A 25,045-nucleotide genomic window follows, 5' to 3' on the forward strand; every position below is an offset into this window, starting at 1 on the left:
GCAGGCGCTCGCTCTGCGCGGGCGACGACGGCGCGGGCGCCCACCGCCACCCCGGTCGCGCGCCAACGGGCCGGCGCTTCGGCAGAGCGATGCCGGGGCCGGGGCCCCGCGTCGCGCGGAGTCCGCCGTACGGCGAGAGGGCTGTTGCCGCCGGCGCACGGTCCACAGGCTGTGGACGCGATCCGCCGCCGCGCGTTCGCGGCCGGGCCGGGGCGCCTACCATCACCGCCGTGAGAACCGATGCGCACACCGGCGGCCGCGTGCTGGTCGCCGACGACGACGCCGCCATACGCAGGTCACTGGAGCGGGGCCTGCGGCTGGGCGGCTTCTCGGTGATCCTGGCCGACGGCGGGCACGCCGCGCTCGGCTCCGTCCGCGAGGGCGCGCCGGACGTGGTCGTCCTCGACATCTCGATGCCGGACCTCAGCGGGATCGAGGTCTGCCGGACCCTGCGGGCGGAGCGCAACGACGTTCCGGTGCTGATGCTCTCCGCCCTCGACGAACTCGCCGACCGGGTCGCCGGGCTCCAGGCGGGCGGCGACGACTACCTCGTCAAGCCGTTCGCCCTGGAGGAACTGGTGCTGCGGCTGCAGGCCCTGCTGCGCCGGCGCCCGCCCGCGCCCTCCGACCTGGTGCGGGCGGGCGGCCTGCTCGTCGACCCGGCGACCCGGCAGGCGCGCCTGGACGGGGAGCCGCTCGCGCTCACCCGCAGGGAGTTCGAGCTGCTGGAGGTGCTGGCCCGCAACGCGGGGCTGGTGATGACCCGGGACCAGTTGCTGGACCGGGTCTGGGGCTACGACTTCGACGTGCGCACCGACGCCGTCGACACCTTCGTCAGCTATCTGCGGCGCAAGCTGGAGGCCGGTGGCCGCCCTCGCGTCCTCCACACGGTGCGGGGCGTCGGTTTCGTCCTGCGCGACGACCGCGACCACCGCGACGACCGCGAGGACAGCCGGTCATGAGGCTGTCGACACGGGTCGCGCTCGCCGTGGTGGCCGTGGTGCCGCTGCTCGTCCTGGCCTCCGGCGCGCTGCTGATCCGGCTGGTCGCGGCGGACCTGCACGCCCAGCAGGACGCGCACCTGCGGGAGCGGGCCGCGGCGGTCGCCCCGGACGCCCGGGCGCTGCTGCGGGTCACCGCGGCCGACCGCCCGGCGGCGGAACAGGCCCGCAGCCGCAGGCTGTTCGCCTCGGCGCTCGACGTGGGCATCAGGGTCGTCGGCCCGGACGGCACCGTCGAGGGCGGACCGCTGCCGGCCGCGTCGGTGGCGCTGCCCGCCATCGCGCCCCGCCCCGTCACGGTCGGCGCCGGCGGCATCCGCTGGCGTGTGCTGTCGCGGCCGGTCGCCGGCTCGCGCAAGGGGGCCAAGGGCACGCTGTGGGTCTTCTCGCCGGACGCGGCGACCGAGGCCCAGTTGCGGCGGGTGCGTCTGCGCGTGCTGACCGTGGCCCTGCTCGCCGCGCCCCTGTCCGGACTGCTGGCCTGGGCGGCGGCCGGCCGTGCCGTACGACCGCTGCGCCGCCTCCAGCACCGCGCGGGCGGTCTGGACCCGCGGGTCAGCGCGGTCCGCCTGGAGCACACCCCGACCCGGCTCGCCGAGGTCGACGACCTGGCACGTACCTTGCAGACGGTGCTGTCGCGCTACGACGAGCAGGCCGCCCGGACCGGCGAAGCCCTCGCCACCGCCCGCTCGTTCGCGGCCACCGCCTCCCACGAACTGCGCAATCCGCTGATGAGCATCGGCACCAATCTCGACATCCTGGCCCGGTACCCCGATCTGCCCGCCGGCGACCGCGCCGAGGTCCTGGAGGACCTGCGCGCCGAACACGCCCGGGTGCTCGGCCTGCTGGTCATGCTGCGCGCCCTGGCCCAGGGCGACCTGGTCGAGGAGGACACCTTCGTCCCGGTCGACGCGGGCGAACTCGTGGACGCCGCGGCCGCCGACCTGCGCCGCCGGCACCCCGACGCCCGGGTGACCGTCACCACCGCACCGGGGCTGCTCGTCCGCGGCTGGGAGCAGGGGCTGCGCTCCATGGCCGACAACCTGCTGACCAACGCGCTCGTCCACGGCCGCCCCGCGGGCGGGCCGCCCGCCGTCGAGGTCGTCCTGCGGCGCGGCGGCGACGAGCGGGCGCCGGCCGTCGTCCTCACGGTCGACGACCATGGTCCCGGCGTCGCGCCCGAGTCCCGCGCCGCGGTCTTCGAACGCTTCCACCACCGCCCCGGCAGCCCCGGCTCCGGGCTCGGACTCACCCTGGTCGCCCAGCAGATCGCCCTGCACCGCGGCACGGTCGTGGTCGGCGACCGCCCCGACGGCGGGCCGGGCGCGCGCTTCGAGATACGGCTGCCGCTCAGCGGGGTGCGCGGCGGCGAGCCGACGCTGCCGCTGCTGCGCCGCGACTGGCTGTCGGCGCAACGGCGGCAGGAGCCACAGGGTTTCCACAAAGACGCTCCCTAACGTCCGGTGCGAGGGGCGTGCTCCGCGTTCCCCGCGACCCGAAGGAGGACGTCATGCGACGCCGTACCACCGCCGTGGCCCTGGCCACCGTCGTCACCGTGCTGGGACTCGCCGCCCCGGCGGGCGCCGCCACCGCCGCGCCGGGTCCGAAGGGCGACGGGGCCAAGGCCCTGTGCAAGCGCGCCGACCGGATCGACGCCCGTATCGACCGCGCGCTGAAGCGCCTTGACGGACCGGTGACGCAGCGCGGCTCGATCAAGCGGCTGCAGCAGCGCGTGGACAACGCGAAGGCGGCCGGCCACACGGAGATCGAGACCTACCTCGACGACCGGCTGACCTTCCGCACTTCCCTGGTGCCGACGCTGCAGCAGCGCAGGACGGACCTCGGCAAGGTCCAGGACTGGTGCGCCGCCCACCACGACGGCGCCGCCTCGTGACCGGCCGTCCCGTGATCCGCCGTCTCGCCGCCGTCCTGGCGGTCGCCGTCGCCGCCACGGCCTGCGCCGCCCTGCTGACCGCCTGCGGACCGTCCGGCAGCGCCGCGCCCGCCCCGTCCGGCGGTGCCGCCTCCGTCGCCCCGGTCCCCTCCGACCTCAGCCGGATCGTGGACGACGCCGAGAGCGCCGCCGCCCGGGCGGACTCCGACGCGGCTCGCGGCGACGGCTGATCAGACCTGGTCGAACAGGGCGCTCACCGATGCGCCGTCGTGGATCCGGCGCACGGCCTCGGCCAGCGCGGGCGCGACGGACAGCACCGTCAGCTTGTCCGTGCGCTGCGCCTCCGGGACGGGCACGGTGTCGGTGCACACGATCTCCAGTACCTCCGGCCGGTCCGACAGGCGCTTGAGGGCGCCCGAGGCGAACAGGCCGTGCGTGCAGGCGACGCGGACCGAGCGGGCGCCCAGTTCCCGCAGCCGCTCCAGCAGTTCCAGGACGGTGCTGCCCTTGGCGATCTCGTCGTCCAGGACGATCACGTCCCGCCCGGCGATCTCGCCGATCACGGAGCTGATGGTGACCCGGTCGTCGGCGAACCGCTGCTTGGCCCCCGCCGCGACCGGCACCCCCAGCATGCGGGCGAAGGCGGCGGCCTCCTTGGCGTTGCCCAGATCGGGGGAGACGACCGTGGCGCGGGACAGGTCGTGGCCGCGGAAGTGCGCGGCCAGCTCGCGCAGTGCGTGCAGGTGGTCGACGGGGACGCTGAAGAAGCCGTGCACCTGCGGGGAGTGCAGCGTCATGGTGAGCACGCGGCTCGCACCGGCGGCGACCAGCAGGTCGGCGACCAGACGCCCCCCGATGGAGATGCGGGGGGCGTCCTTCTTGTCGGAGCGCGCGTACGCGTAGTGCGGCATCACGACGGTGATCCGGGCGGCCGACGCGCCCCGGGCGGCGTCGCACATCATCAGCAGCTCCACCAGGTGCTCCTGCACGGGGGCCACCAGCGGCTGGATCAGAAAGACGTCCCGCTCCCGGCAGTTGGCCTGCAACTGCACTTCCAGGCAGTCGTTGGCGAACCGGCTGACCCGAGCCGGGCTGAGTTCCACCCCCAGGTGGGCACAGAGTTCGGCCGCGAGGCGGGGATGGGCACTGCCGCTGAAAACCGCGATGTCGCGCACGCTGCGCATCCTACGGGCGGGCCCTTTGCCGCCGACGGGGGATCAGCCGTGGCCATCGGCGCGCCGCACGGCTGGGCTCCGCCACCGGAGCGGAGTCGTCACGGCGCGCGGGGGCGGGGGGCGGGGGGCGGTCGATGCGGGCGTGGAAGGCCACGGCCCGGCAGGTGCTGTCGTCGAGGGTGCCCGTGGTGAGCGCCCGCTGGATCCGCCCCCGCTGCGTGTCCGGCAGGCCGGCCCAGGTGGTGGCCGGTCCGGTGGCGAGCCAGTTCCCGATACCCGAGCGCCCCAGGGACGCGAGCCGGGGATCGTCGTCCTCCGCGGCCCGGAGGTCGGCCTCGACGCGGTCCCAGCTGCCACGGCCGCGGTCCACCCGCCACGCGGCGCGCCTGCTCCAGGGCTGGGCGGACGCCCACGCCGCGTCCGTCGCCGCCCGGGGCGCGCCCAGTCGCACGAGGTTCGACGCGGCCGTGGCGCCCACGCGGGGACTGGGGTCGAGCAGCATCGGCTCCAGGAGGGCAAGGGCCTCGCCCCGCGCCGCGTGCAAGCCGGCCCCGGTCACCGCGGCCGCGCGGACCCGGGCGCTCCGGTGGCCCAGGCCCGCGGTGAACGCGGGCAGGTCCACCGTGCCGCCCACCTCGGCGAGTCCGTGGAGGCACGCGGCCAGGACCTGTGCCGGGGTGGTGGGCATGCCGATCCGGTCCCGGTACCAGTCCGCGGCGTCGACGCCCCTGCGGCGTGCGCGCCACCGCGCCTGCTCGCGTACGGCGGGCGACCGGTCGGCCATCAGCGGTACGAGTTCGTCGTCGGCGAGGGCCTCGTCGGGGACGCGGGTGAGCGCCACGAGGCGGGCCACGACACTCTTCGCGGTCAGGAGCGGCCGCAGTTCCGCGGGTCGCGTGACCTCCACGAGCCATTCGGCGCAGGTGGCGCGGATCCACTGGTCCGGGTCCCGGCGTACGGCGGCCAGCAGGTGCCGCGCGGTGAGCAGCCCGCGTTCGTGTCCGAAGGCCAGCGCCCATCGCCGTACGCCGCGCCGATCGCTGCGCAGGAGGGACGGAACCAGCTCCGCGGCCGGATGCCGGTCGAGCAGGGTGTCGAGCACCCGGCCGAGGGCGGCCGGCGCGTGGCGGCGGTCGCGGCCGGCCAGCAGGACGTCGAGCACAGCGTCGGCGCTGTGCGCGTCGAGCCGGGGAAGGAGTGCGCGCCATGCCTCCTCGCGTACGGGGGTGACGTGGTCGAGCAACCGCACGGCGAGGGCGGCGGTGGCCACCCGCCCGTCGTGCCGGGCGAGCATCCGGGTCGCCCGTTGCCGGAGGTGCCCGTCCCGGTGCCAGCTGGTGACCACGTCCGTGGGCAGTCCGGCCGCCGGGCTGAGGGGAACGCGGGCGGTGGGGAGGCCGGCGGGGCGGGCGGCCTCGTCCAGCAGGAGCCACGACCTTCCGTCGAGAGGTGCGAGCCGCTCCGCCGCGACCGCCCGGGCACCGGGGTCGTCGCCGGTCGCGGCCGGAATCAGCTCCGCCGCGAGCTCCCGTGCCTGGGCCCATGTCATCACCGGTACAGCATCACGGGCGGGGGTGCCGTCGTCACCTGGTTTGCCCCGGGGACCGAAGCGGTGCCGGGCCCGGGCGGTCCTCGTCGAGGCGGCGCCGGACGGTGTCCCAGTCGGGGGCGACCGGCGCGACGCGCAGGGAACCCACCGCGGCGTCCTTGAAGCCGCTGGACGTCGACACGCACACCATCGGGCCCTCGAAGCGGTGGGCGCCGTACTGGCGGAGGCCGGCCAGGCCGGCGGCGGAGGACAGTTCGGTCCACAGGCCTGCGCGGGCGAGTTCGTCACGGGCCGTGGCCAGTTCGGCGTCGGTGACGAGCAGCGGCTCGCCGCGGCTGCCGCGCAGCGCCAGAACCCCGCGGTAGCCCCCCACCCGGCAGGCGATGGAGTACGCGGCCGTCGTGCCGACCGGCACGGTGACCGCGGGCCGGTCGCGACGGATCGCGGCGGCGAGCGGGCCGCCCGCGGCGGGCTCGCAGCTGAACAGGCGGGGCACGGCCGGGGCGAGGCCGAGGCGGTGGAGTTCGGCGAACCCCTTGCCGATGCCGAAGAGGAGTTCGCCGTAGCCGGTGGGGACGAACACCGCCTCCGGGACGCCGATGTCGCCGAAGATCTCGTACGCCACCGTTTTGTAGCCCTCCACGCCGAACGGATGCCCGGTGTGGGTCGGGGTCAGGTTGCTGACCGGGTGGTAGCCGTACTCCGCGCTGATGCGGCGGAGCAGCGGCCGGCGCGCCTCCACCGGGACGGGCAGCACCACGGCGCCGTAGGCGTGCAGGAACGAGACGACCGCCGGGGGCGCTCCGGGGGAGGTCAGTACGACGCAGCGCAGCCCGGCCCGGGCGGCGTAGGCCGCGGCGGAGGCGCCGTGGTTGCCGGAGGAGGCGACGACCACGCCCGGGGCGCCGGTGGCGACGGCGGCGCCGACCGCGCAGCGGTTGAGGCGGTCCTTGTGGCTCCAGGTCGGGTTGCGCGACTCGTCCTTGACCAGGACCCCGTCGCCGAGGTCGACCAGCGGGGTGCGGCCCTCGCCGAGACCGGGCGCCGCGAGCGGCGGCAGCAGCGGCGCCCAGCGGTCCAGGCCGTGGCCGCCGGCCGTACGGTCGAAGAGGCCCGCCGGGACGCGGTCGTAGGCGTAGTCGACCTCGACGGGGTACGAGACGGTGGCGGTGCTGGTGCGCGGGCAGCCCTGCGTCAGCGGCGGCCACAGGGGGTAGGTGGCCGAGGGGTCGCCGAGCGAACGCTGCGCGGTGGCCAGGGAATCCGTTGCCATGGGTCCGAGGGTAGAAGCCCCGGCCCGGGGGCCACCTGGGGTTTCGCGTAGGCTGCCGCTGCTGTGCCGCCCGAATCCGCCGACCTGCGAGGTGTCCCGTGATGGACGACGTGTCCGCTCGCGTCGCCGTCGTCGGGGTCGGGGCCGACGGCTGGGACGGGCTGCCCGCCGCGTCGCGGGCGGTGCTCGCCGCGGCCGAGGTCGTGATCGGCGGGCCGCGTCAACTCGGCCTGCTCCCGCCCGAGGTCGCGGGTGAGCGGGTGGCGTGGCCGTCGCCGCTGCGGCCCGCCGTGCCGGGGCTGATGGCCGCGCACGCCGGGCGCCGGATCGCGGTGCTGGCCAGTGGCGACCCGATGTTCCACGGGATCGGGCGCACGCTCACCGAGGTGCTGGGGGCCGGCCGGCTGGACGTGCTGCCGCATCCGTCGTCGGTGGCGTACGCGTGCGCCCGGCTGGGCTGGGCGGTGGAGGACACCGAGGTCGTGAGCCTGGTCGGCCGTCCGCTCGCGGCGCTGTCGGCGGCTCTGTACGACGGACGGCGGCTGCTGGCGCTCAGCGCCGGCGCCGGGACACCCGCCGAGGTCGCCGCCCTGCTGCGGGAGCGCGGCTTCGCCGGCAGCCGGATGCGGGTACTGGAGCAACTGGGCTCGGGCCGTGAGCGTGTGCTGGAGGGCACCGCCGCCGCGTGGCCGCACGCCCCCGGTGATCCGCTGAACGTCGTCGCCGTCGAGTGCGCCGCCGACCCGGGCGGGCGCCGGCTCGGCCTCGTTCCCGGCCTGCCGGACGACGCGTACGAGCACGACGGGCAGTTGACGAAGCGTCACATACGGGCGGCCACCCTCGCCGCGCTCGCGCCCGCGCCCGGTGAGCTGCTGTGGGACGTCGGCGGCGGCTCGGGCTCGATCGCCGTCGAGTGGATGCGGGCCCACCGCTCCTGCCGGGCGGTCACGGTGGAGCGCGACGCCGTCCGCGCGGAGCGCATCACCCGTAACGCCGCCGCGCTCGGTGTTCCCGCGCTGCGCGTGGTGACCGGCCGCGCGCCGGAGGCCCTGACCCGACTGCCGGTTCCCGACGCCGTGTTCGTCGGGGGCGGACTCACCGCCCCCGGTCTGCTGGAGGCCTGCTGGGCGGCCCTGCGGCCGGGCGGCAGGCTGGTCGCCAACACCGTCACGCTGGAGTCCGAGGCGCTGCTCTCGCAGTGGTACACCCGGCACGGCGGCGACCTCGTCCGCCTCGCCGTCGCCCACGCCGTGCCGGTCGGCGGTTTCACGGGCTGGCGGCAGGCCATGCCCGTCACCCAGTGGTCCGCCGTCAAGCCCGCAGGGGAGCAGCAGTCATGACCGTCCACTTCATCGGCGCCGGACCCGGCGCCGCCGACCTCATCACCCTGCGCGGGCTGCGCGTGCTGGCCCGCAGTGAGGTCTGCCTGTACGCGGGCAGCCTCGTGCCGGACGAACTGCTCGCCGACTGCCCGCCGGGCGCCCGGCTGGTGGACACCGCACAGCTCACCCTCGACCAGATCACCGAGGAGTTCGTCCGGGCCCACGAGCAGGGGCACGACGTGGCCCGCCTGCACTCGGGCGACCCCTCGGTCTTCAGCGCCGTCGCCGAGCAGATGCGCCGCCTGGACGCGGCCGGCATCCCCTACGAAGTCGTCCCCGGTGTGCCCGCGTTCGCGGCGGCGGCCGCCGCGCTCAAGCGGGAGCTGACGGTTCCGACCGTCGGCCAGACGGTGATCCTCACGCGGATCGCCCAGCAGGCCACGCCCATGCCGGAGGGCGAGGACCTGGCGACGCTGGGCCACGGCGGCGCGTTGATCGTGCTGCACCTGGCCGCCCGCCATGTCGACCGGGTGGTCGCCGAACTCACCCCGAACTACGGTGCCGACTGCCCGGCGGCGGTCGTGGCGATGGCGTCGCGCCCCGACGAGCTGGTGCTGCGCGGGACGCTCGGCGACATCGCTGACCGGGTGAAGGAGGCCGGGGTGGTCCGTACCGCGGTGATCATCGTCGGGCGCACCCTGGGCGCCGAACAGTTCCGCGACAGCCACCTGTACTCGGCGGAGCGCGTCCACCGGCACGCGGCGAACTGCGGCGACACGCTGTAAGGCCCGGCGCCCGGCGCGGCCGGGAGGCGGGGAGCGGAGGAACCGGCCGGCGGAAAACGGGAACCAGGCCGGCCGGATCGACAGGTAGGAAAGCGGACCGTGTCGGACGCGGTCCGGCCCGTTGTCCCTCCCTCCCGACCCCGCACCACGCCACCTCTCCCACCGGTACCGGCGTTTCGCCGTGCCCGGAAAGAAGGGCATGCCTTGAAGCACACAGGACGAGCGACGGCTGCCGCCGTCGCGATCGTCACCACCGCTCTGCTCAGTGGTACGGCAGGCGTCGTCCAGGCCGCGCCGGCCGCCACCGGAACCGGGTCCTGGTCCGGACGCGGTGCCGCGGCCGGCGACCGGAGGACGACCGTCACCCTCGTCACCGGCGACCGGGTGACGCTCGACGCCGCCGGACGGGTTGCCGGTGTGACCGCCGGCACGGGCCGGGAGCACCTGGGATTCCGGATATCCCGGGCCGCCGACGGCCACACCTACGCGGTACCGGCGGACGCCGAGCGGCTGATCGCGGACGGTACCGCCGACCGGCGGCTGTTCGACGTCACGCGGCTGGTGAGCGAGGGCTACGACGACGCCTCGCGGGCGGATCTGCCGCTGATCGTCACCTATGCCAAGGGGGGTTCGGTCGCGGCGCGCGCGTTGTCCGAATCCGGGGCCCGGGTCAGCCGGGACCTGCCCAGCGTGAACGGCGACGCGCTGCGGGCGCGCAAGACGCAGGCCACGGAGCTGTGGCGGACGCTGACCGGCGGCCGTGCGGCCTCGCGTTCGGCGGCCGCCGGCCCGGCGGAGGTCGAGCGGATCTGGCTGGACGCCAGGGTCGAGGCGAGCGCGGACCCCGGCACGGGCACCGCGCAGATCGGCGCGCCCCAGGCGTGGGCGGCCGGCTACGACGGCACGGGCGTCACCGTGGCCGTGCTGGACACCGGGGTCGACGCCACGCACCCGGACCTGAGGGGCCGCGTCGGGGCGGAGAAGAACTTCTCCGAATCCCCCGACACGGTGGACCGCGTGGGCCACGGGACGCATGTGGCCTCGATCGTCGCGGGTTCCGGTGCGATGTCGGACGGGACGTACCAGGGCGTCGCGCCCGGGGCCCGGCTGATCGTCGGCAAGGTGCTCGACGACTCCGGCACGGGCTACGAATCCGGCATCATCGCCGGCATGCAGTGGGCCGTCGCCCAGGGCGCGAAGGTGGTCAACCTCAGCCTCGGCGCCCCCGACACCCCGGAGACCGATCCGACCGAGCAGGCCCTGAACGACCTGTCGGCGCAGTCCGGGACCCTCTTCGTCGTCGCCGCGGGCAACGACGGGCCCGGTGCGGGCACCATCGGCACCCCGGGCAGTGCCGCGGCCGCGCTGACCGTAGGGGCGGTGGACCGGACGGACGCCCTCGCCGACTTCTCCAGCCGCGGCCCCGCCGCCGACGGCAGCCTCAAGCCGGACCTGACCGCGCCCGGCGTGGACATCGTCGCCGCGAGGGCGGCCGAGGGTGTCGAGGGCGACCCGGCGGCCGACGGCTATGTCTCGATGAGCGGCACGTCGATGGCCACCCCGCATGTGGCGGGCGCCGCCGCGATCCTGGCCCAGGAGCACCCGGACTGGACCGGTGAGCGGATCAAGGCGGCCCTCACCGGTTCCGCCGTGCCGATCGCGGGGCTGTCCGCGTTCGCGCAGGGCACGGGCCGCACCGATGTCGCACGGGCGATCGGCCTGCGGGTGTCCGGCAGCCCCTCGCTGGGCTTCGGCACCGCCCAGTGGCCGCACGCCGACGACCGGCCGGTCACCAAGGAGATCGGCTACCGCAACGACGGCGACCGGCCGGTCACCCTCGACCTGACCGCCGAGGCGTTCGGCGAGGACGGCAAGCCCGCCGCCGAGGGCATGTTCGAGGTCGCGCCTGAGCGGCTCACCGTCCCGGCGGGCGGCACCGCGACCGCCGCGGTGACCGCCGACACCCGCGCGGGCACCGCCGACGGCGCGTTCGGCGGCTCCGTGACCGCGACGGCCGGCGACACCACCGTGCGCACCGCCATCGGCGTGAACCGCGAGGTCGAGTCGTACGACCTCACCGTCAGGCACCTCGATCTGCGCGGCAGGCCCACCGGCCGGTCCGCGACGGGCGTGTACGCCCTGGACGGCGACCTCTGGCGGGACTACTCCGACCCCGTGGACGGGGAGTTCACGGTCCGTCTGCCCAAGGGGCGCTACGCCCTGGAGGGCCGGGTCTCCACCGGGACCGACCCGGACGACGGGAAGCTGGCCCTGCTGCTGCACCCGAAGTTCGCGCTGAACCGGGACACCACGCTGGTCATGGACGCCCGCAAGGCCGATCCCGTCCGGATCACCGTGCCCGACAAGGCGGCCGAAAACACCGAGGCCACCTTCAACTTCGGCATCGACGACGACGGGGCCGGCTACACGGCGACGTACGTCATGAACGGCTTCGCCGACCTGCGGGTCGGGCAGCTCGGGGCCCGGCTGCCGGCCCGCGAGGCGTTCGCACAGTACGACGGGACCTGGACCCACGGCACGGTGCACTACCGGCCCGCGTGGAACCGTACCGGCGACCTCTCCGGGTTCACCGCGGACCTGCGGCGCAAGGACTTCGCCACGCTGGACGTCACCGTCGGCGAACCCGCCCCTGGCAAGACCGCGAACCTCAGTGCCGCGCCCCTGACTCCCAACGGTTCCTGGTACGACTTCTCCCAGGAGGAGTACGCGCTGCCGCGCACGGTCACCGACTACGTCCTGCCGGGCGTGAAGTGGCGCTACGCCGTCGACCAGTACGGCGCTCCGGACGCCGGCGGCGAGCCGGTGTGGGAGGGCCGCCAGACGGCCGAGGTGGCCAGGGCGTACACCGCGGGCGAGCGGTACAGGCAGCGGTTCAACATCGGTGTCTTCGGACCGCACCTGTCCAGGACGGGCGAGGAGCCGTCGGGCGCGGTCCGCCGCGGCGACAGCTTCTCGGCCTATGTGCCGCTGTTCTCCGACGGCGCCGGCCATGGCGGCGTCTCGGACTACTCCCGGGCACGGAGTGCGCTCTACGCGGACGGCAAGGCGGTGTTCACCTCGGACACGCCGCTGAACGGCGACGAGCACACCCTCCCGGCCGGGCGGCGGACCTACCGGCTGGTCACGGATGTCTCCCGCCCGGCGTCCCTCTCGACGGTCAGTACCCGGGTGACCGCGGAGTGGACCTTCCGCTCCGGCCGTGCGGCGGGGGACGCCGCGACGTGGCTGCCGCTGTCGGTGGTGCGCTTCTCGCCCGTGCTGGGGACGGCCAGTACGGCCAAGGCGGGCGCGGCCTTCACGATCCCGTTCACCGTGGAGGGCGCGGCCGGCGCGCGCACGGTCCGCAAGCAGGCTTTCGCGGTCTCCTACGACGACGGCAGGACCTGGAAGCCGGTCGAGGTCGTCGGCCGCGACCGTCTCGAACTGCGCCACCCCGCCCGGCCGGGCACCGTCTCGCTGCGCGTCACGCTCACCGACGCCGCCGGCAACACGGTGAAGCAGACGATCCGTCGCGCCTACCGCACCACCGCGTAGGCACCGGCCCGACGCGCGAGCCCCGGGCCGCCGGCCCGGGGCTCGCCGCTGGGCGGGCCGCCCGGACGGGCGTCGCGGGAGCACGTGATCCGCCCCACAGCCGGTTCCTCCGCGGGCCGTTCACGATCCGGGGCGCGCGGACGGCGGGCCGCCGCGAACTGGCACCCCTGGTGCGGGCGTTCGGTCCGGTACCGGTGAGCGGGTCGGCGATCCGCGGCCGGGGCGGCTCGTGGAGTGACGCGGATCACGGGAACTGCGCACGGGCTGCGCGACAGCTTGGATACGTGAGCACAGACATGCGTACCCGGATACGGGCCGGGGATCCGAGCGCGTTCGCCGAGCTGTACGACGGCTATGCCCGCGCCGTCTACAACCACGCCTTCCGCCTCACCGCCGACTGGGCGGCGGCCGAGGACGTGATGGCGGAGACCTTCATGGAGGCCTGGCGGCTGCGTGACCGCATCGACGCCGAGGGCGGCTCCCTGCGGCCCTGGCTGCTGGGCGTGGCCACGAACGTCTCCCGCGGCCACTACCGCAGCAACCGGCGCTACCGTGCCGCCGCGAAGGCCGCCGCCCGGGCCGAGGCCGACATGGCCCTGCCCGACCACGCGGACGAGGTGGCGGGCCGGCTCGACGACCGCAGTCGCCTCGCCGCCGCCCTGCGCGCGCTGGCCGCGCTGCGCAGACCCGAACGCGAGGTGCTGACGCTGTGCCTGTGGGAGGGGCTGGAGTACACGGCTGCCGCCGAGGCGCTCGGCATCCCCGTCGGCACGGTGCGCTCCCGGCTCTCCCGGGCCCGTACCAAGCTGCGCAGACTCACCGAGGCGGAGCTCGCCGGCCCGCCCGTCCGGCCCGCGCGCGGACCGGCGGCAAAACCCGTCGGGGGAAATCGGGAACCCGGCCGGCCGGATCGACAGACAAGAGGGGACCGTATCAACGCGATCCGGCCCGTATCGGAGGGAAACCGATGAAAGCGAATCAGTCCCGGCAGAGTCCGGCGGAGTGGGAGGAGAGCGCCTCGCTCCTCCCGCAGACTGGACGCGATCTTCCGACGGGTCGTCACCAGTTCCACAAGGAGCGTCTGATGGCCCACATCCAGCAGGACCGGCAGCGCGGAGCGCACATGGCGACCGCCGGCTCCGACCTGCCGAAGAACCGCGGCTTCCGCATGCCGCGCCTGGCGATCGCCCTGCCCGTGGCCGCCCTGGCCGTGGCCGGTGCGGTCGTCGCCGGCACGGCGCTGAACGGTGGCCCGGGCGGGCAGTTCGCGGACGTGGCCACCGGGCCCGCACTGACCACGCAGGTCAGTCCCGCGAGTGCCAAGGGACTGAACCAGCTGATCGACCAGATCTCGCTGGCGGCGTCGGCGGAGCCGCGTCCGGTGATGAAGCCGGGCCAGTACGTCTACATCGAGTCCCAGTCGGCCGACACCTTCGTGAAGTCGACCGACGACAAGAGCAGCCTGGCCAGCCACGCGCTGCACAAGCGCCAGATCTGGCGCTCCGCGGACGGCACCAAGGGCTGGCTGATCGACCCCGCCGTCAACCGGAGCCCCGAGGGCGAGACGCTGAGCCTGCCCGACGAGCAGGGGCACCCGTTCAAGGCGTCCCTGAACGGCCCGTCGTACGAGTTCCTGGCGACGTTGCCCACCGACCCCGACGAGCTGCTGAAGATGATCTACAAGGCGGCGAAGGGGCACGGCAACTCCCTCGACCAGCAGGCGTTCACCACGATCGGCGACCTGCTCGGCGAGAGCTACCCGCCCGCGGAGCTGTACTCGGCGCTGTTCAGGACGGCGGCCAAGATCCCCGGCGTCGTCGTGGTGGACGACGCCCAGGACGCGATCGGCCGCACGGGGGTCGCGGTGGCCCGGCTGGACGAGACCAGCGGCGAGCGGCAGGAGTGGATCTTCGACAAGAAGACCCATGTCTTCCTCGGTGAGCGCACCGTGCAGGTGAGGGAAGTCCCCGAGGACGGCGTGACGATCAAGCCCGGCACGGTGCTCTACACCGACGCCATCACCGACCGGGCGATCGTCGACGGCATGAAGCAGACCCCCGGGCAGAAGGCCTGACGTTCCGCGTCCGTCGGCGGCGCGCCCGCCGCCGACCCCGCCCCCGTGGCCGCCGTCCCAGGACGGCGGCCACGCGGCGTTCACCGGGGATGTCCGGGAGAGGTCAGCCGCCGGCGCCGGCGGTGTGGCGGTGGACGTTGGCCGTCAGCCGCCGGAGGAGGCCCTGGACGGTGGCGATCTCCTCGGAGGCCAGCCCGATGGCGTCGCCGATCGCGGGCGGGACGCTCGCGATGTGCCGGTGGAGGGCGGTGCCCTCCGGGGTGAGGGCGACTTCGACGACGCGTTCGTCGTCGGTGCGGCGCCGCCGTTCGAGCAGCTGGTTCGTCTCGAGGCGCTTGATCAGCGGAGTGACGGTCCCGTAGTCGAGCTGGAGGGCGGCGACCAGGTCCTTCACGGTCATCGTGCCGTGCTCGCCGAGGGCGACCAGGACCAGGTACTGGGGGTAGGTCAGGCCCAGCGGTTCGAGCAGCGGCCGGTACGCCCCGGTGACGGCGCGCGAGGCCGCGTACAGCGAGAAGCACAGGAGCTCGTCCAGCAGCGGCGCGGGCTCGCCCTGGCCGGCGTGGTCGCCGGGCTCGGGCGTGCGGCTGTCGTCACTCACGGTGGGACCCCTTTCCTCGGTCGTCGGGCCGTCTGCTCCCGGAGCCATTGTCGCACTCTCGATGGGATGCGAGTGTCTGGTGCGCCAATAACTTGTGCACGAGAGAAAAGCTCGCTAGGTTTCTCGATGTCGCCCCGGACGGAACGCCCGGGACGGACAGCCGACCGGGTTCCACCCCTTGAGAAGGAGAGCCGCCATGAAGCTCACGACCGTCATCCGCCCCACCCGTACGTCCGCCGCCGTGCTGGGCGCCGTCGCCGCTGTGGCGGCCGCGTCCCTGGCGGTCACCGTCCCGGCCAGCGCCACCGCCGGACACCACGCGGCGGAGAAGAAGCCCACGGTGGTCCTGGTGCACGGCGCGTTCGCGGACTCCTCCAGCTGGAACGGTGTGATCAAGCGCCTGCAGCGCGACGGCTATCCCGTGGTGGCCCCGGCCAACCCGCTGCGCGGCCTGGCGAGCGACGCCGACTACCTCGACAGCTTCCTCAAGAGCGTCAAGGGCCCGATCGTGCTCGCCGGCCATTCCTACGGCGGTGCCGTCATCACCCAGGCCGCCGCCGGCGACCCGGCCGTCAAGGCGCTGGTCTACATAGCCGCCTTCGCCCCCGACAAGGGCGAGAGCGCGCTCGAACTGTCGAACAAGTACCCCGGCAGCACCCTCGGCCCGACCCTGAACAGCGTGCCCTTCCCGCTTCCCGGCGGCGCCACCGGTACCGACCTGTACATCAAGGCCGACAAGTTCCACGACCAGTTCGCCGCCGACGTGCCCACCCCGGTCACCGACCTGATGGCCGCCACGCAGCGCCCCGTCGCCTCGTCCGCCCTGGAGGAGAAGGCCACCGAGGCCGCCTGGAAGACCATCCCCTCCTGGAACCTCATCACCACCCAGGACCGCAACATCCCGCCCGCCGCCCAGCGGTTCATGGCCGAGCGCGCCCACTCCCGCACCACGCAGGTGAAGGCCTCGCACGCGGTGTCGGTCTCCCGCCCGGACGCGGTCACCCGCGTCATCGAGCAGGCCGCCCGCACCACCGTCCGCTGAACCGCCGCCACCCCCGCACGGGCCCCCGTGCGGGGGAAGCCCACCACACCTCCCGCGCACCCGAAGGAGAAGCACCATGGCCGACTACACCGCTGTCGTGAACGTGACCGGCGAGGGCCGCAACGGAGGCCGCGTCCAGTCCGACGACGGCCATCTGACCACCACCCTCGCGCTGCCGAAGGAACTGGGCGGCGCCGGTGACGCCACCAACCCCGAGCAGCTCTTCGCCGCCGGCTGGGGCGCCTGCTTCCTCGGGGCCGTGCGCCTCGCCGCCTCCCAGCGCAAGGTGCGGCTCACCAGCACCGCCATCGACACCGAGATCACCCTGGTCCACGGCGACGAGGGGTTCGGCCTCGCCGCCGTCCTCAACGTCGAACTCGGCGGCGTCGACCAGGACACCGCCACCGCCCTCACCGAGGCCGCCCACCAGATCTGCCCCTACTCCAAGGCCACCCGCGGCAACATCCCCGTCACCGTCAACACCACCACCGTCTGAGACCACCGCACACCGAGCCGCCCCCCTGGCCGCCGCGCGCAGCACGCCGCGGCCGGACACGGGGCGGCTCGGCGCGTCCCGCGATGCCGCCGCCGTCCCCCGTGCCGCCATGCCGGCAGGGCCTAGGGTGCGGGGATGACCGGCACGCAGCAGCACGTCCTGATCCTCGGCGGCACCACGGAGGGCCGCGGTCTCGCGGAGGCGCTGGCCGGTGAACCGGCGGCCCGCTGGCGGGTGACGAGCTCCCTCGCCGGCCGGGTGGCCGCACCCCGGCTGCCGCCGGGCGAGGTGCGGACGGGCGGCTTCGGCGGGACCGGGGGCCTGGTGCGCTGGCTGCGGGAGCACGCCGTGGACGTGGTGGTCGACGCCACCCACCCCTTCGCCGAGACGATGAGCGCCCACGCCGCCGCGGCGGCCGCGGCGACCGGTGTTCCGCTGCTGGGCCTGCGCCGCCCCGGGTGGACCGCCGGTCCCGGCGACCGCTGGCACATGGTGGACTCGGCGGAGCAAGCCGCCGCCCTGCTGCCCGCGCTCGGCGGCCGGGTGTTCCTGACCACGGGGCGTACGGGCCTGGCGGCCTTCGCCGGGGACGCCGGCCGCTGGTTCCTGGTGCGGTCCGTCGACGCCCCCGGACCGCCGCATCCGCCGCGGATGGAAGTCGTCCTGGACCGCGGCCCGTTCACCCACGACGGGGAGCGGGCGCTGATGACCCGCCACCGTGTCGACGTGCTGGTCACCAAGGACAGCGGCGGCGCGGCGACGGCCCCGAAGCTCGCCGTCGCCCGCGAACTCGGCCTGCCCGTGGTGCTCGTGCGCCGACCGCCCGCCCCGCCGGGCGTTCCGGCCGTCCCGGACGTGGCGGGCGCCCTGGAGTGGCTGCGCGCCGGGCGGTGAGACGGGACGGGGATCAGGCCGGATAGCGCCGGGGCGTCCACACCACCGTCGTGCCGTCGCCGCGCCGCACCGCGCGGGTCTGCGAGGAGCCGACGAGCAGAACGCAGCGCATGTCCACGGTCGCCGGGTCCAGGTCCTCCAGCGTGGTGATCCGCACCGCCTGCTCCGGTCCGCCGACGTCGCGCGCCACGACCACCGGCGTGCCGGGCGGGCGGCCCTCCCGCAGCACCTTCAGGGCCTGCTCCAGCTGTTCCCGGCGGCTGCGGGACGCCGGGTTGTAGAGCGCGAGCACCAGATCGGCGGTGGTCGTGGCGCGCAGCCGCTCCTCGATCACCGTCCAGGGCTTGAGCCGGTCGGACAGCGAGACCACCGCGTAGTCGTGCCCGAGCGGCGCGCCCGCGAGCGCCGCCGCCGTCTGCGCCGCGGTGATCCCGGGGACCACCCGCACCCGCACGTCGAGGTACGGCTCGACGGAGGCGGCCTCCAGCACGGCCGTCGCCATCGCGAAGACGCCGGGGTCGCCGGACGACACGACGGCCACCCGCCGTCCCCGCCGCGCGAGGTCGAGGGCGAACTCGGCGCGTTCGGCCTCGACGCGGTTGTCGGAGGCGTGCCGCACCTGCCCGGGACGGACCGGGACGCGGTCCATGTACGTGGTGTAGCCGACCAGTTCGTCCGCCTCGGCGAGCGCGGAGCGCGCCTCCGCGGTCAGCCACATCGGGCCGGCCGGGCCCAGCCCGACGACCGCGACCTCGCCCTCCGCCCGGCCCGGGGCGGACTGCTCGCCGATCCGGCTGGGCAGCACCGCGACGGCGAAGTACGGCACCGAGTCCGGGTCGACGTCGGCCAGCATCCCCAGGCGTTCGGCGTCCATCGTGGCCCGCTCGACGTAGTGCGCGTCGGCCAGCCGCCCGGCCGTTCCCAGCGCCCGGCGCACGGCGGGGAAGGTGCGGCCGAGCTTCATCACGGCCGCCGCGTCGGTGGCGGCGAGCCGTGCCGCGAGCTCCTCCTCGGGCAGTGTGCCGGGCAGGATCGTCAGCACCTCCTCGCCCTCCACCAGCGGGCGGCCGATCCGGGCGGCGGCCGCGCTCACGGACGTGACACCCGGGATCACCTCCGCCGGGTAGCGGTCGGCCAACCGCTTGTGCATGTGCATGTACGAGCCGTAGAAGAGCGGATCGCCCTCGGCGAGCACGGCGACCGTGCGTCCCGCGTCCAGGTGCGCGGCGAGCAGTTCGGCGGACTCGGCGTAGAAGTCGTCCAACGCGCCCCGGTAGCCGCCCGGATGGTCGGTGGTCTCCGTGGTGACCGGGTACATCAGCCGCTCCTCGATCTGCTCGGGGCGGATGTGCGCCGCGGCGATCGAGCGGGCGATGCTGCGGCCGTGCCGGGCGCAGTGGTACGCGATCACGTCCGCGGAGCGGATGACGTCCACGGCGCGCACGGTCATCAGGGAGGGGTCGCCGGGGCCGAGGCCCACTCCGTACAGACGGCCGGTGGTCATACGATGTCGCTTTCCGTCGCAAGGGCGTTGAGGGCGGCGGCCGCGAGGGCGCTGCCGCCGCGCCGGCCGCGCACGATCAGGTGCTCCAGGCCGGAGGGGTGCGCGGCCAGGGCGTCCTTGGACTCGGCCGCGCCGACGAATCCGACCGGCACGCCGATGACCGCGGCCGGACGCGGGGCGCCCGCCTCGACCATCTCCAGCAGCCGGAAGAGCGAGGTCGGGGCGTTGCCGACGGCGACCACGGCGCCGTCCAGGCGGTCCCGCCACAGTTCCATGGCGGCGGCGCTGCGGGTGGTGCCGAGTTCGGCGGCGAGCGAGGGGACGGCGGGGTCGGAGAGGGTGCAGACCACGTCGTTGTCCGCGGGGAGCCGTTTGCGGGTGACGCCGCTGGCGACCATCTGCACGTCGCAGAGGATCGGCGCCCCGGCGCGCAGCGCGGCGCGCGCGTCGGCGACCACGGACGGGCTGAAGGCCAGGTCGCGGACGAGGTCGGTCATGCCGCAGGCGTGGATCATGCGCACGGCGACCTGCGCGACGTCCGGCGGCAGGGCGTCGAGTTCCGCCTCGGCGCGGATGATGGCGAACGACCGGCGGTAGATCTCCGGGCCGTCCTTCTCGTACTCGATCACGTCGTGGTCCTCGGTGGTGGTGGGGTCGTGCGGCGGGCGGTGGCGACGGCCGCGGGCAGGTCCCGGGCGGCCGTGCCGGTGGCGGTGCTCGCGCCGGTGCCGCCCGTGGTGACGCGGTAGTGCCCGTCGGCGGTGGCCATGACGTCGACCCGGGCGCCGTCCGGGCGGCCGCAGTTGCGTTCGCAGCCGGAGAAGTGGACGGGCAGCAGGGGATGTCCGGGGCCGGCGGCCCCGGCGCGCACCGCCGCTTCGGCGTCCGCCCGCACGTCCGCCAGCGACTTGGCGCACCCGGGCCGTCCGGCGCACGCGGTGACGCCGCGCCACGGCGAGTCCTCGCCGGTCAGGAAGCCCGCTCCGGCGAGGCGTCGCAGCACCTCGGGGGCGTCGTCCGCCGGGACGCCCGGGACGACCACGCCGCGCCACGGCGTCACGCGCACCTGCCCGGCTGCGGCGTCGGCGATCTCCGCCAGGACCCGCCACGCCCGCGCGGTCACGCGCCCCAGCGGCGTCCCGGCCGACAGCACCCAGGTCCCGCCGCCGGGCTGGGGCAGGCCGCCGAGCCGGGGCCCGCCCCTCGCGGCGGAGCGGGTGTCCGCCCCGGCGGCCGTCCCGCCCGGCCCGGGGGTGGCGCGCGCCTCCGCGACGGCCAGGAGCCCCGCGACGCGGGCGCCCGTGGGGTCGACGTCGGCGAGGCGCCAGGCGCGGGTGGTGTGCCCGGCGGCGAGGCGGAGGAAGGTCTCGGCGGCGCGCAGTGCCCAGCGGGGGGCGTCGGCGGCGGGGACGCGGGCGACGGCCTGACCCGCGAGACGGAGTTCGGCGGTGGCGCGGTCGGGCCGGGCGATCAACGTGACATCGGCGCCGAGCGCCGCGACGTCCCCGCGGCCGTCGTCGAGGGCGAAGAGGAACCGGCCCGACAGCCCGGCCGCCGCGGGACTCGCGCACAGCAGGGCGTCCACCTCCCGCACCCAGTCGCTCACATCGGCGTATCCGTGGCCGTCGAGCCCGCTCAGCGGGGAGGCGACGACATTGCGGGCCCGTTCGTGGGCGTACGAGGGGAGCAGCCCCGCGGCGGCGAGCCGGTCGGCGAGGGCGGTGGCCGCGTCGGGGGCGTGCAGGCCGCGCAGTTGCAGATTGCCGCGGGAGGTGAGGTCGAGGCGGCCGTCGCCGAGGTCGTCGGCGGCATCGGCCGGCACTCGCATCTGACGCGACGTCAACAAGCCGCCGGGTATGCGGACCCGGGCCAGCGGGCCGTCGTCGGCGGTGTGCAGCCGCAGCGCCCCCGGGCACGCGTCCTCGCGCGCCGCGCGCCCCGCCGAGGGCACGGCGGGGGCGCCGTTCACGGGGGAGTCCGGGGCTGTGGGCATGGCCGCGAGCATACCCGCGGGCACCTGGGAGGTGTACGGCCCATGCAACGTCAGCAGCCCTTACGATGCAGGCGGGACGGTCGTCAGGCCGCGCCCACGCCATCGACGGCGCCAGGGGAGGAAACCGGTGCGAAACCGGTGCGGTCCCGCCACTGTCATCGCGGCCCACGGCTGATGCCCGGGCCGCGGGAGCCAGGAACTCCCGCCGTCATCCACCGGCCCGGGGCGCGGACCCCGAGGAAGGCACGCCCGACGTGATCCTGCTGCTCTCGACGTCCGACACCGATCTGCTCAGCGCCCGCGCCGCGGACGGCCCGGTTTCCTACCGGCCGGCCAACCCGGCCCGGCTCACGGCGGGCGAGCTGCCCGCGCTCCTCGACGGCACCGACCTGGTCGTGGTGCGTCTGCTCGGCGGTCGCCGGGCCTGGGAGGAGGGGCTGGACGCGCTGCTCGCCGGGCCGCGCCCGGTGGTCGTGCTCACCGGTGAACAGGCCCCGGACGCCCAGTTGATGGAGCTGTCCACCGTGCCGGTCGGCACCGCCGCCGAGGCGCACGCCTATCTGGCGCACGGCGGTCCCGCCAACCTCGCCCAGCTGGCCCGCTTCCTGTCCGACACCGTGCTGCTGTCCGGCCACGGCTTCGAGCCCCCGGCCCCCGCCCCGTCCTGGGGCCGCCTGGAGCGCACCGCGGCCGTCACCGAGGGCCCCCGGGTCGCCGTTCTCTACTACCGGGCCCACCACATGAGCGGCAACACCGCCTTCGTGGAGGCGCTGTGCGCCGCGATCGAGCAGGCCGGCGGCCGCCCGCTCCCGCTGTACGTCGCCTCGTTGCGCGCCCCCGAGCCGGACCTGCTGGACGCCCTGGCCGGCGTGGACGCGATCGTCACCACCGTGCTGGCCGCGGGGGGCACCCGTCCCGCCGAGGCCTCCGCCGGCGGCGACGAGGAGGCGTGGGACGCGGGCGCGCTGACCTCGCTCGACGTGCCGGTGCTCCAGGCGCTGTGCCTGACCTCCTCCCGGGCCACGTGGGAGGGCAGCGACGAGGGACTGTCCCCGATGGACGCCGCGACGCAGGTCGCCGTGCCCGAGTTCGACGGCCGGCTCATCACCGTCCCGTTCTCCTTCAAGGAGGTCGACGAGGACGGACTGCCGGTCTACGCGGCCGACCCCGAGCGCGCCGCCCGCGTCGCCGGGATCGCCGTGCGCCACGCGCGGCTGCGGCACATCCCGCCCGCGGAGCGCCGCCTCGCGCTGGTGCTGTCCGCGTACCCGACCAAGCACTCCCGCATCGGCAACGCGGTGGGCCTGGACACTCCGGCCAGCGCGGTGGCGCTGCTGCGCCGGCTGCGCGAGGAGGGGTACGACTTCGGGCCCGCGGAGGAGATACCGGGACTGTCCTCCGGCGACGGCGACGAGCTGATCCGCGCGCTGATCGAGGCGGGCGGTCACGACCAGGACTGGCTGACCGAGGAGCAGTTGGCCCGCAACCCCGTCCGCGTCCCGGCCGCCGACTACCGCCGCTGGTTCGCCGCGCTCCCGGCGGAGCTGCGCGACGCCGTCACCGGGCACTGGGGCCCGCCGCCCGGCTCGATGTTCGTGGACACCAGCCGCGACCCCGAGGGCGACATCGTGCTGGCCGCGCTGCGCCGCGGCAACCTGCTGATCGTCATCCAGCCGCCGCGCGGGTTCGGCGAGAACCCGATCGCGATCTACCACGACCCCGATCTGCCGCCCTCCCACCACTACCTGGCGGCCTACCGCTGGATCGCCTCCGCGCAGGCCGAAGGCGGTTTCGGCGCCGACGCGATGATCCACCTGGGCAAGCACGGCAACCTGGAGTGGCTGCCCGGCAAGAACGCGGCCCTGTCCGCCGCCTGCGGCCCCGACGCCGCCCTCGGCGACCTGCCGCTGATCTACCCGTTCCTGGTCAACGACCCCGGCGAGGGCACCCAGGCCAAGCGCCGCGCCCACGCCACCCTCGTGGACCACCTCGTGCCGCCGATGGCCCGCGCAGACTCCTACGGCGACATCGCGCGCCTGGAGCAACTGCTCGACGAGCACGCCGCGATCGCCGCCATGGACCCGGCCAAGCTGCCCGCCGTGCGCGCCCAGATCTGGACGCTGATCCAGGCGGCCAAGCTCGACCACGACCTCGGCCTGGCGGACCGGCCGCACGACGCCGAGTTCGACGACTTCCTGCTGCACGTCGACGGCTGGCTCTGCGAGATCAAGGACGCGCAGATCCGCGACGGCCTGCACGTGCTCGGCCGGGCCCCGGCCGGTGCCGAGCGGGTCAACCTGGTGCTGGCGATCCTGCGCGCACGCCAGATCTGGGGCGGCACCGCCGCCCTGCCCGGGCTGCGCGAGGCCCTGGGCCTGGACGAGTCGGCGGCGACCCGGGTCACCGCCGACGCGGCCGAGGAGCAGGCCCGCGCGCTGGTGCAGGCGATGGAGGACGCGGCGTGGGACCCGCAGGCGGTCGCCGAGGTCGCCAAGGGCCTGCCCGAGGAGGTCGCCCGGGTGCTGGACTTCGCGGCCCGGCAGGTCGTGCCGCGGCTGGCCCGTACGACGGACGAGATCGACGCCGTCGTGCACGCCCTGAACGGCGGGTTCGTACCGGCCGGCCCGTCCGGCTCCCCGTTGCGCGGCCTGGTCAACGTGCTGCCGACCGGCCGCAACTTCTACTCCGTCGACCCCAAGGCGGTCCCCAGCCGGCTCGCCTGGGAGACCGGGCAGGCCCTGGCGGACTCGCTGCTGGCCCGCTACCGCGAGGACAACGACGGCGCCTGGCCGCAGTCGGTGGGCCTGTCGCTGTGGGGGACCAGCGCGATGCGCACCGCGGGCGACGACATCGCCGAGGCGCTGGCGCTGCTCGGCGTGCGCCCGGTGTGGGACGACGCGTCCCGCCGGGTCACCGGTGTCGAGGCGGTCCCCGCACAGGAGTTGGGCCGTCCGCGGGTCGACGTGACGCTGCGCGTCAGCGGCTTCTTCCGCGACGCCTTCCCGCATGTGGTGGGCCTGCTGGACGACGCCGTGCGCCTGGTCGCCGGCCTGGACGAGCCGGACGAGGCGAACTTCGTCCGCGCCCACACGAGCGCCGACCTCGCCGCGCACGGCGACGAGCGCCGCGCCACCACCCGGATCTTCGGCTCCCGCCCGGGCACCTACGGCGCGGGGCTGCTGCAGCTGATCGACAGCCGCGACTGGCGCAGCGACGCCGACCTCGCCGAGGTCTACACGGTCTGGGGCGGCTACGCGTACGGCCGCGGTCTCGACGGCCGGCCCGCGCGCGAGGAGATGGAGACCGCCTACCGGCGGATCGCGGTGGCGGCGAAGAACACCGACACCCGTGAGCACGACATCGCCGACTCCGACGACTACTACCAGTACCACGGCGGCATGGTCGCCACCGTCCGCGCGCTGACCGGCCGTTCCCCCGAGGCGTACATCGGCGACTCCACCCGCCCGGAGACCGTCCGCACGCGCTCGCTGGCGGAGGAGACCTCCCGGGTGTTCCGCGCCCGGGTCGTCAACCCCCGCTGGATCGAGGCCATGCGGCGGCACGGCTACAAGGGCGCCTTCGAACTGGCGGCCACCGTCGACTACCTCTTCGGCTACGACGCGACCACCGGTGTCGTCGCCGACTGGATGTACGACAAGCTCGCCCGCACCTACGTCCTGGACCCGGAGAACCGCGCCTTCCTCCAGGAGGCCAACCCCTGGGCGCTGCACGGCATGGCCGAACGACTGCTGGAGGCCGAGTCCCGCGGTATGTGGGCGGAGCCCGACCCGGAGGTCGTCGCGGCCCTGCGCGAGGCGTTCCTGGAGACCGAGGGGGATCTGGAGGGCGGCGAGTAGTCCGCACGCCGGTTCGTGGCACGACGGACA

At 75.2% G+C, this 25,045-nt stretch carries 20 protein-coding genes and 1 riboswitch; of the genes, 13 read left to right on the forward strand and 7 right to left on the reverse strand.

Annotated elements, in window-relative coordinates; all coding sequences use genetic code 11:
* The first annotated feature begins 230 nt into the window (after window positions 1-230).
* Genes ACIP98_RS00750 through ACIP98_RS00765 form a run of 4 tightly spaced genes read left to right on the forward strand, consistent with a single transcriptional unit; the run spans window position 231 to window position 3,125 of the window.
* Entirely contained in the window at window positions 231-962 is a 732-nt protein-coding gene (locus ACIP98_RS00750) for a response regulator transcription factor (protein ID WP_401973038.1), read from the forward strand.
* Window positions 959-2,458, forward strand: coding sequence for a sensor histidine kinase (locus tag ACIP98_RS00755; RefSeq protein ID WP_401973039.1), 1,500 nt, complete (start codon window positions 959-961; stop codon window positions 2,456-2,458). The genes ACIP98_RS00750 and ACIP98_RS00755 overlap by 4 nt, the downstream gene beginning before the upstream one ends.
* A 53-nt stretch (window positions 2,459-2,511) precedes the next feature.
* Complete coding sequence (locus ACIP98_RS00760) at window positions 2,512-2,895, forward strand: hypothetical protein (RefSeq protein WP_319660133.1); 384 nt, start codon at window positions 2,512-2,514, stop codon at window positions 2,893-2,895.
* Window positions 2,892-3,125 (forward strand): hypothetical protein, encoded by a 234-nt coding sequence (locus ACIP98_RS00765; protein ID WP_401973040.1) that lies wholly within the window; start codon window positions 2,892-2,894, stop codon window positions 3,123-3,125. Before ACIP98_RS00760 ends, ACIP98_RS00765 begins: the two co-directional genes overlap by 4 nt.
* On the opposite strand, the gene ACIP98_RS00770 is transcribed toward ACIP98_RS00765, so the two are convergent.
* The 3 genes from ACIP98_RS00770 to ACIP98_RS00780 are packed head-to-tail and all read right to left on the reverse strand — an operon-like array spanning window position 3,126 to window position 6,892.
* Window positions 3,126-4,070, reverse strand: a complete 945-nt coding sequence (locus tag ACIP98_RS00770; RefSeq protein WP_401973041.1) for a ribose-phosphate diphosphokinase — start codon at window positions 4,068-4,070, stop codon at window positions 3,126-3,128.
* 10 nt (window positions 4,071-4,080) lie between these two features.
* Window positions 4,081-5,619: a hypothetical protein gene (locus ACIP98_RS00775; RefSeq protein ID WP_401973042.1), complete on the reverse strand. Its 1,539-nt coding sequence runs from the start codon at window positions 5,617-5,619 to the stop codon at window positions 4,081-4,083.
* Between the two features lie 34 nt (window positions 5,620-5,653).
* On the reverse strand, window positions 5,654-6,892 hold the full coding sequence (locus ACIP98_RS00780; protein ID WP_401973043.1) for a pyridoxal-phosphate dependent enzyme: 1,239 nt from the start codon (window positions 6,890-6,892) through the stop codon (window positions 5,654-5,656).
* Window positions 6,893-6,993: 101 nt separating this feature from the next.
* Between ACIP98_RS00780 and cbiE the strand changes: the two genes are divergently transcribed.
* The 5 genes from cbiE to ACIP98_RS00805 all read left to right on the forward strand — a co-directional run bounded on the left by cbiE (window position 6,994) and on the right by ACIP98_RS00805 (window position 14,628).
* The gene (cbiE, locus tag ACIP98_RS00785) at window positions 6,994-8,232 is read left to right on the forward strand and encodes a precorrin-6y C5,15-methyltransferase (decarboxylating) subunit CbiE (RefSeq protein WP_401973044.1); all 1,239 of its coding nucleotides are present in this window, start codon (window positions 6,994-6,996) and stop codon (window positions 8,230-8,232) included.
* Entirely contained in the window at window positions 8,229-8,999 is a 771-nt protein-coding gene (cobM, locus tag ACIP98_RS00790; RefSeq protein WP_319660139.1) for a precorrin-4 C(11)-methyltransferase, read from the forward strand. The genes cbiE and cobM overlap by 4 nt, the downstream gene beginning before the upstream one ends.
* A gap of 204 nt (window positions 9,000-9,203) precedes the next feature.
* Window positions 9,204-12,554 carry a S8 family peptidase gene (locus tag ACIP98_RS00795; protein ID WP_401973045.1) on the forward strand — a complete coding sequence of 1,117 codons (3,351 nt, stop codon included), beginning with the start codon at window positions 9,204-9,206 and terminating at the stop codon, window positions 12,552-12,554.
* Between the two features lie 284 nt (window positions 12,555-12,838).
* Complete coding sequence (locus tag ACIP98_RS00800; protein ID WP_319660141.1) at window positions 12,839-13,525, forward strand: RNA polymerase sigma factor; 687 nt, start codon at window positions 12,839-12,841, stop codon at window positions 13,523-13,525.
* Complete coding sequence (locus tag ACIP98_RS00805) at window positions 13,522-14,628, forward strand: CU044_5270 family protein (RefSeq protein ID WP_319660142.1); 1,107 nt, start codon at window positions 13,522-13,524, stop codon at window positions 14,626-14,628. Before ACIP98_RS00800 ends, ACIP98_RS00805 begins: the two co-directional genes overlap by 4 nt.
* Window positions 14,629-14,731: 103 nt before the next feature.
* Here the strand turns inward: ACIP98_RS00805 and ACIP98_RS00810 are convergent, their stop codons facing one another.
* Window positions 14,732-15,229, reverse strand: a complete 498-nt coding sequence (locus ACIP98_RS00810) for a MarR family winged helix-turn-helix transcriptional regulator (RefSeq protein WP_401973046.1) — start codon at window positions 15,227-15,229, stop codon at window positions 14,732-14,734.
* 196 nt (window positions 15,230-15,425) lie between these two features.
* Here ACIP98_RS00810 and ACIP98_RS00815 point away from each other — a divergent pair, with 196 nt between their 5' ends.
* From ACIP98_RS00815 to ACIP98_RS00825, 3 genes are all read left to right on the forward strand, one after another.
* Window positions 15,426-16,271, forward strand: coding sequence for an alpha/beta hydrolase (locus ACIP98_RS00815; protein WP_319660144.1), 846 nt, complete (start codon window positions 15,426-15,428; stop codon window positions 16,269-16,271).
* 76 nt (window positions 16,272-16,347) lie between these two features.
* Window positions 16,348-16,767, forward strand: a complete 420-nt coding sequence (locus ACIP98_RS00820; RefSeq protein ID WP_319660145.1) for an organic hydroperoxide resistance protein — start codon at window positions 16,348-16,350, stop codon at window positions 16,765-16,767.
* 135 nt (window positions 16,768-16,902) lie between these two features.
* Window positions 16,903-17,661: a cobalt-precorrin-6A reductase gene (locus tag ACIP98_RS00825; protein WP_401973047.1), complete on the forward strand. Its 759-nt coding sequence runs from the start codon at window positions 16,903-16,905 to the stop codon at window positions 17,659-17,661.
* Between the two features lie 13 nt (window positions 17,662-17,674).
* Here ACIP98_RS00825 and ACIP98_RS00830 read toward each other — a convergent pair whose 3' ends face one another.
* From ACIP98_RS00830 to cobG, 3 genes are read right to left on the reverse strand one after another with little or no spacing between them, the layout of a single operon-like run.
* Window positions 17,675-19,165, reverse strand: a complete 1,491-nt coding sequence (locus tag ACIP98_RS00830) for a precorrin-2 C(20)-methyltransferase (protein WP_401973048.1) — start codon at window positions 19,163-19,165, stop codon at window positions 17,675-17,677.
* Window positions 19,162-19,794, reverse strand: coding sequence for a precorrin-8X methylmutase (locus ACIP98_RS00835; RefSeq protein ID WP_319660148.1), 633 nt, complete (start codon window positions 19,792-19,794; stop codon window positions 19,162-19,164). The genes ACIP98_RS00830 and ACIP98_RS00835 overlap by 4 nt, the downstream gene beginning before the upstream one ends.
* Window positions 19,791-21,158 carry a precorrin-3B synthase gene (gene cobG / locus ACIP98_RS00840; RefSeq protein WP_401973049.1) on the reverse strand — a complete coding sequence of 456 codons (1,368 nt, stop codon included), beginning with the start codon at window positions 21,156-21,158 and terminating at the stop codon, window positions 19,791-19,793. Before cobG ends, ACIP98_RS00835 begins: the two co-directional genes overlap by 4 nt.
* A 117-nt stretch (window positions 21,159-21,275) precedes the next feature.
* A riboswitch (cobalamin riboswitch) is annotated at window positions 21,276-21,360 on the forward strand.
* Between the two features lie 52 nt (window positions 21,361-21,412).
* On the opposite strand from cobG, the gene cobN reads away from it, so the two are divergent.
* On the forward strand, window positions 21,413-25,015 hold the full coding sequence (gene cobN, locus ACIP98_RS00845; RefSeq protein WP_401973050.1) for a cobaltochelatase subunit CobN: 3,603 nt from the start codon (window positions 21,413-21,415) through the stop codon (window positions 25,013-25,015).
* Window positions 25,016-25,045 lie beyond the last annotated feature (30 nt).

Origin of the sequence: Streptomyces sp. NPDC088354 (assembly GCF_044753585.1) — a bacterium.
In the GTDB taxonomy this organism is placed as follows: Bacteria; Actinomycetota; Actinomycetes; order Streptomycetales; family Streptomycetaceae; genus Actinacidiphila.

Excerpts from the sequence above, each read along its gene's own strand:
- ACIP98_RS00825 (WP_401973047.1), top strand. The coding sequence starts at position 16,903 with ATGACCGGCACGCAGCAGCACGTCCTGATCCTCGGCGGCACCACGGAG.
- cbiE (WP_401973044.1), top strand. The coding sequence starts at position 6,994 with ATGGACGACGTGTCCGCTCGCGTCGCCGTCGTCGGGGTCGGGGCCGAC.
- ACIP98_RS00760 (WP_319660133.1), top strand. The coding sequence starts at position 2,512 with ATGCGACGCCGTACCACCGCCGTGGCCCTGGCCACCGTCGTCACCGTG.
- ACIP98_RS00805 (WP_319660142.1), top strand. The coding sequence starts at position 13,522 with ATGAAAGCGAATCAGTCCCGGCAGAGTCCGGCGGAGTGGGAGGAGAGC.
- cobG (WP_401973049.1), bottom strand. The coding sequence starts at position 21,158 with ATGCCCACAGCCCCGGACTCCCCCGTGAACGGCGCCCCCGCCGTGCCC.
- ACIP98_RS00775 (WP_401973042.1), bottom strand. The coding sequence starts at position 5,619 with ATGACATGGGCCCAGGCACGGGAGCTCGCGGCGGAGCTGATTCCGGCC.
- ACIP98_RS00830 (WP_401973048.1), bottom strand. The coding sequence starts at position 19,165 with ATGACCACCGGCCGTCTGTACGGAGTGGGCCTCGGCCCCGGCGACCCC.
- ACIP98_RS00780 (WP_401973043.1), bottom strand. The coding sequence starts at position 6,892 with ATGGCAACGGATTCCCTGGCCACCGCGCAGCGTTCGCTCGGCGACCCC.
- ACIP98_RS00815 (WP_319660144.1), top strand. The coding sequence starts at position 15,426 with ATGAAGCTCACGACCGTCATCCGCCCCACCCGTACGTCCGCCGCCGTG.
- ACIP98_RS00820 (WP_319660145.1), top strand. The coding sequence starts at position 16,348 with ATGGCCGACTACACCGCTGTCGTGAACGTGACCGGCGAGGGCCGCAAC.
- cobM (WP_319660139.1), top strand. The coding sequence starts at position 8,229 with ATGACCGTCCACTTCATCGGCGCCGGACCCGGCGCCGCCGACCTCATC.
- ACIP98_RS00755 (WP_401973039.1), top strand. The coding sequence starts at position 959 with ATGAGGCTGTCGACACGGGTCGCGCTCGCCGTGGTGGCCGTGGTGCCG.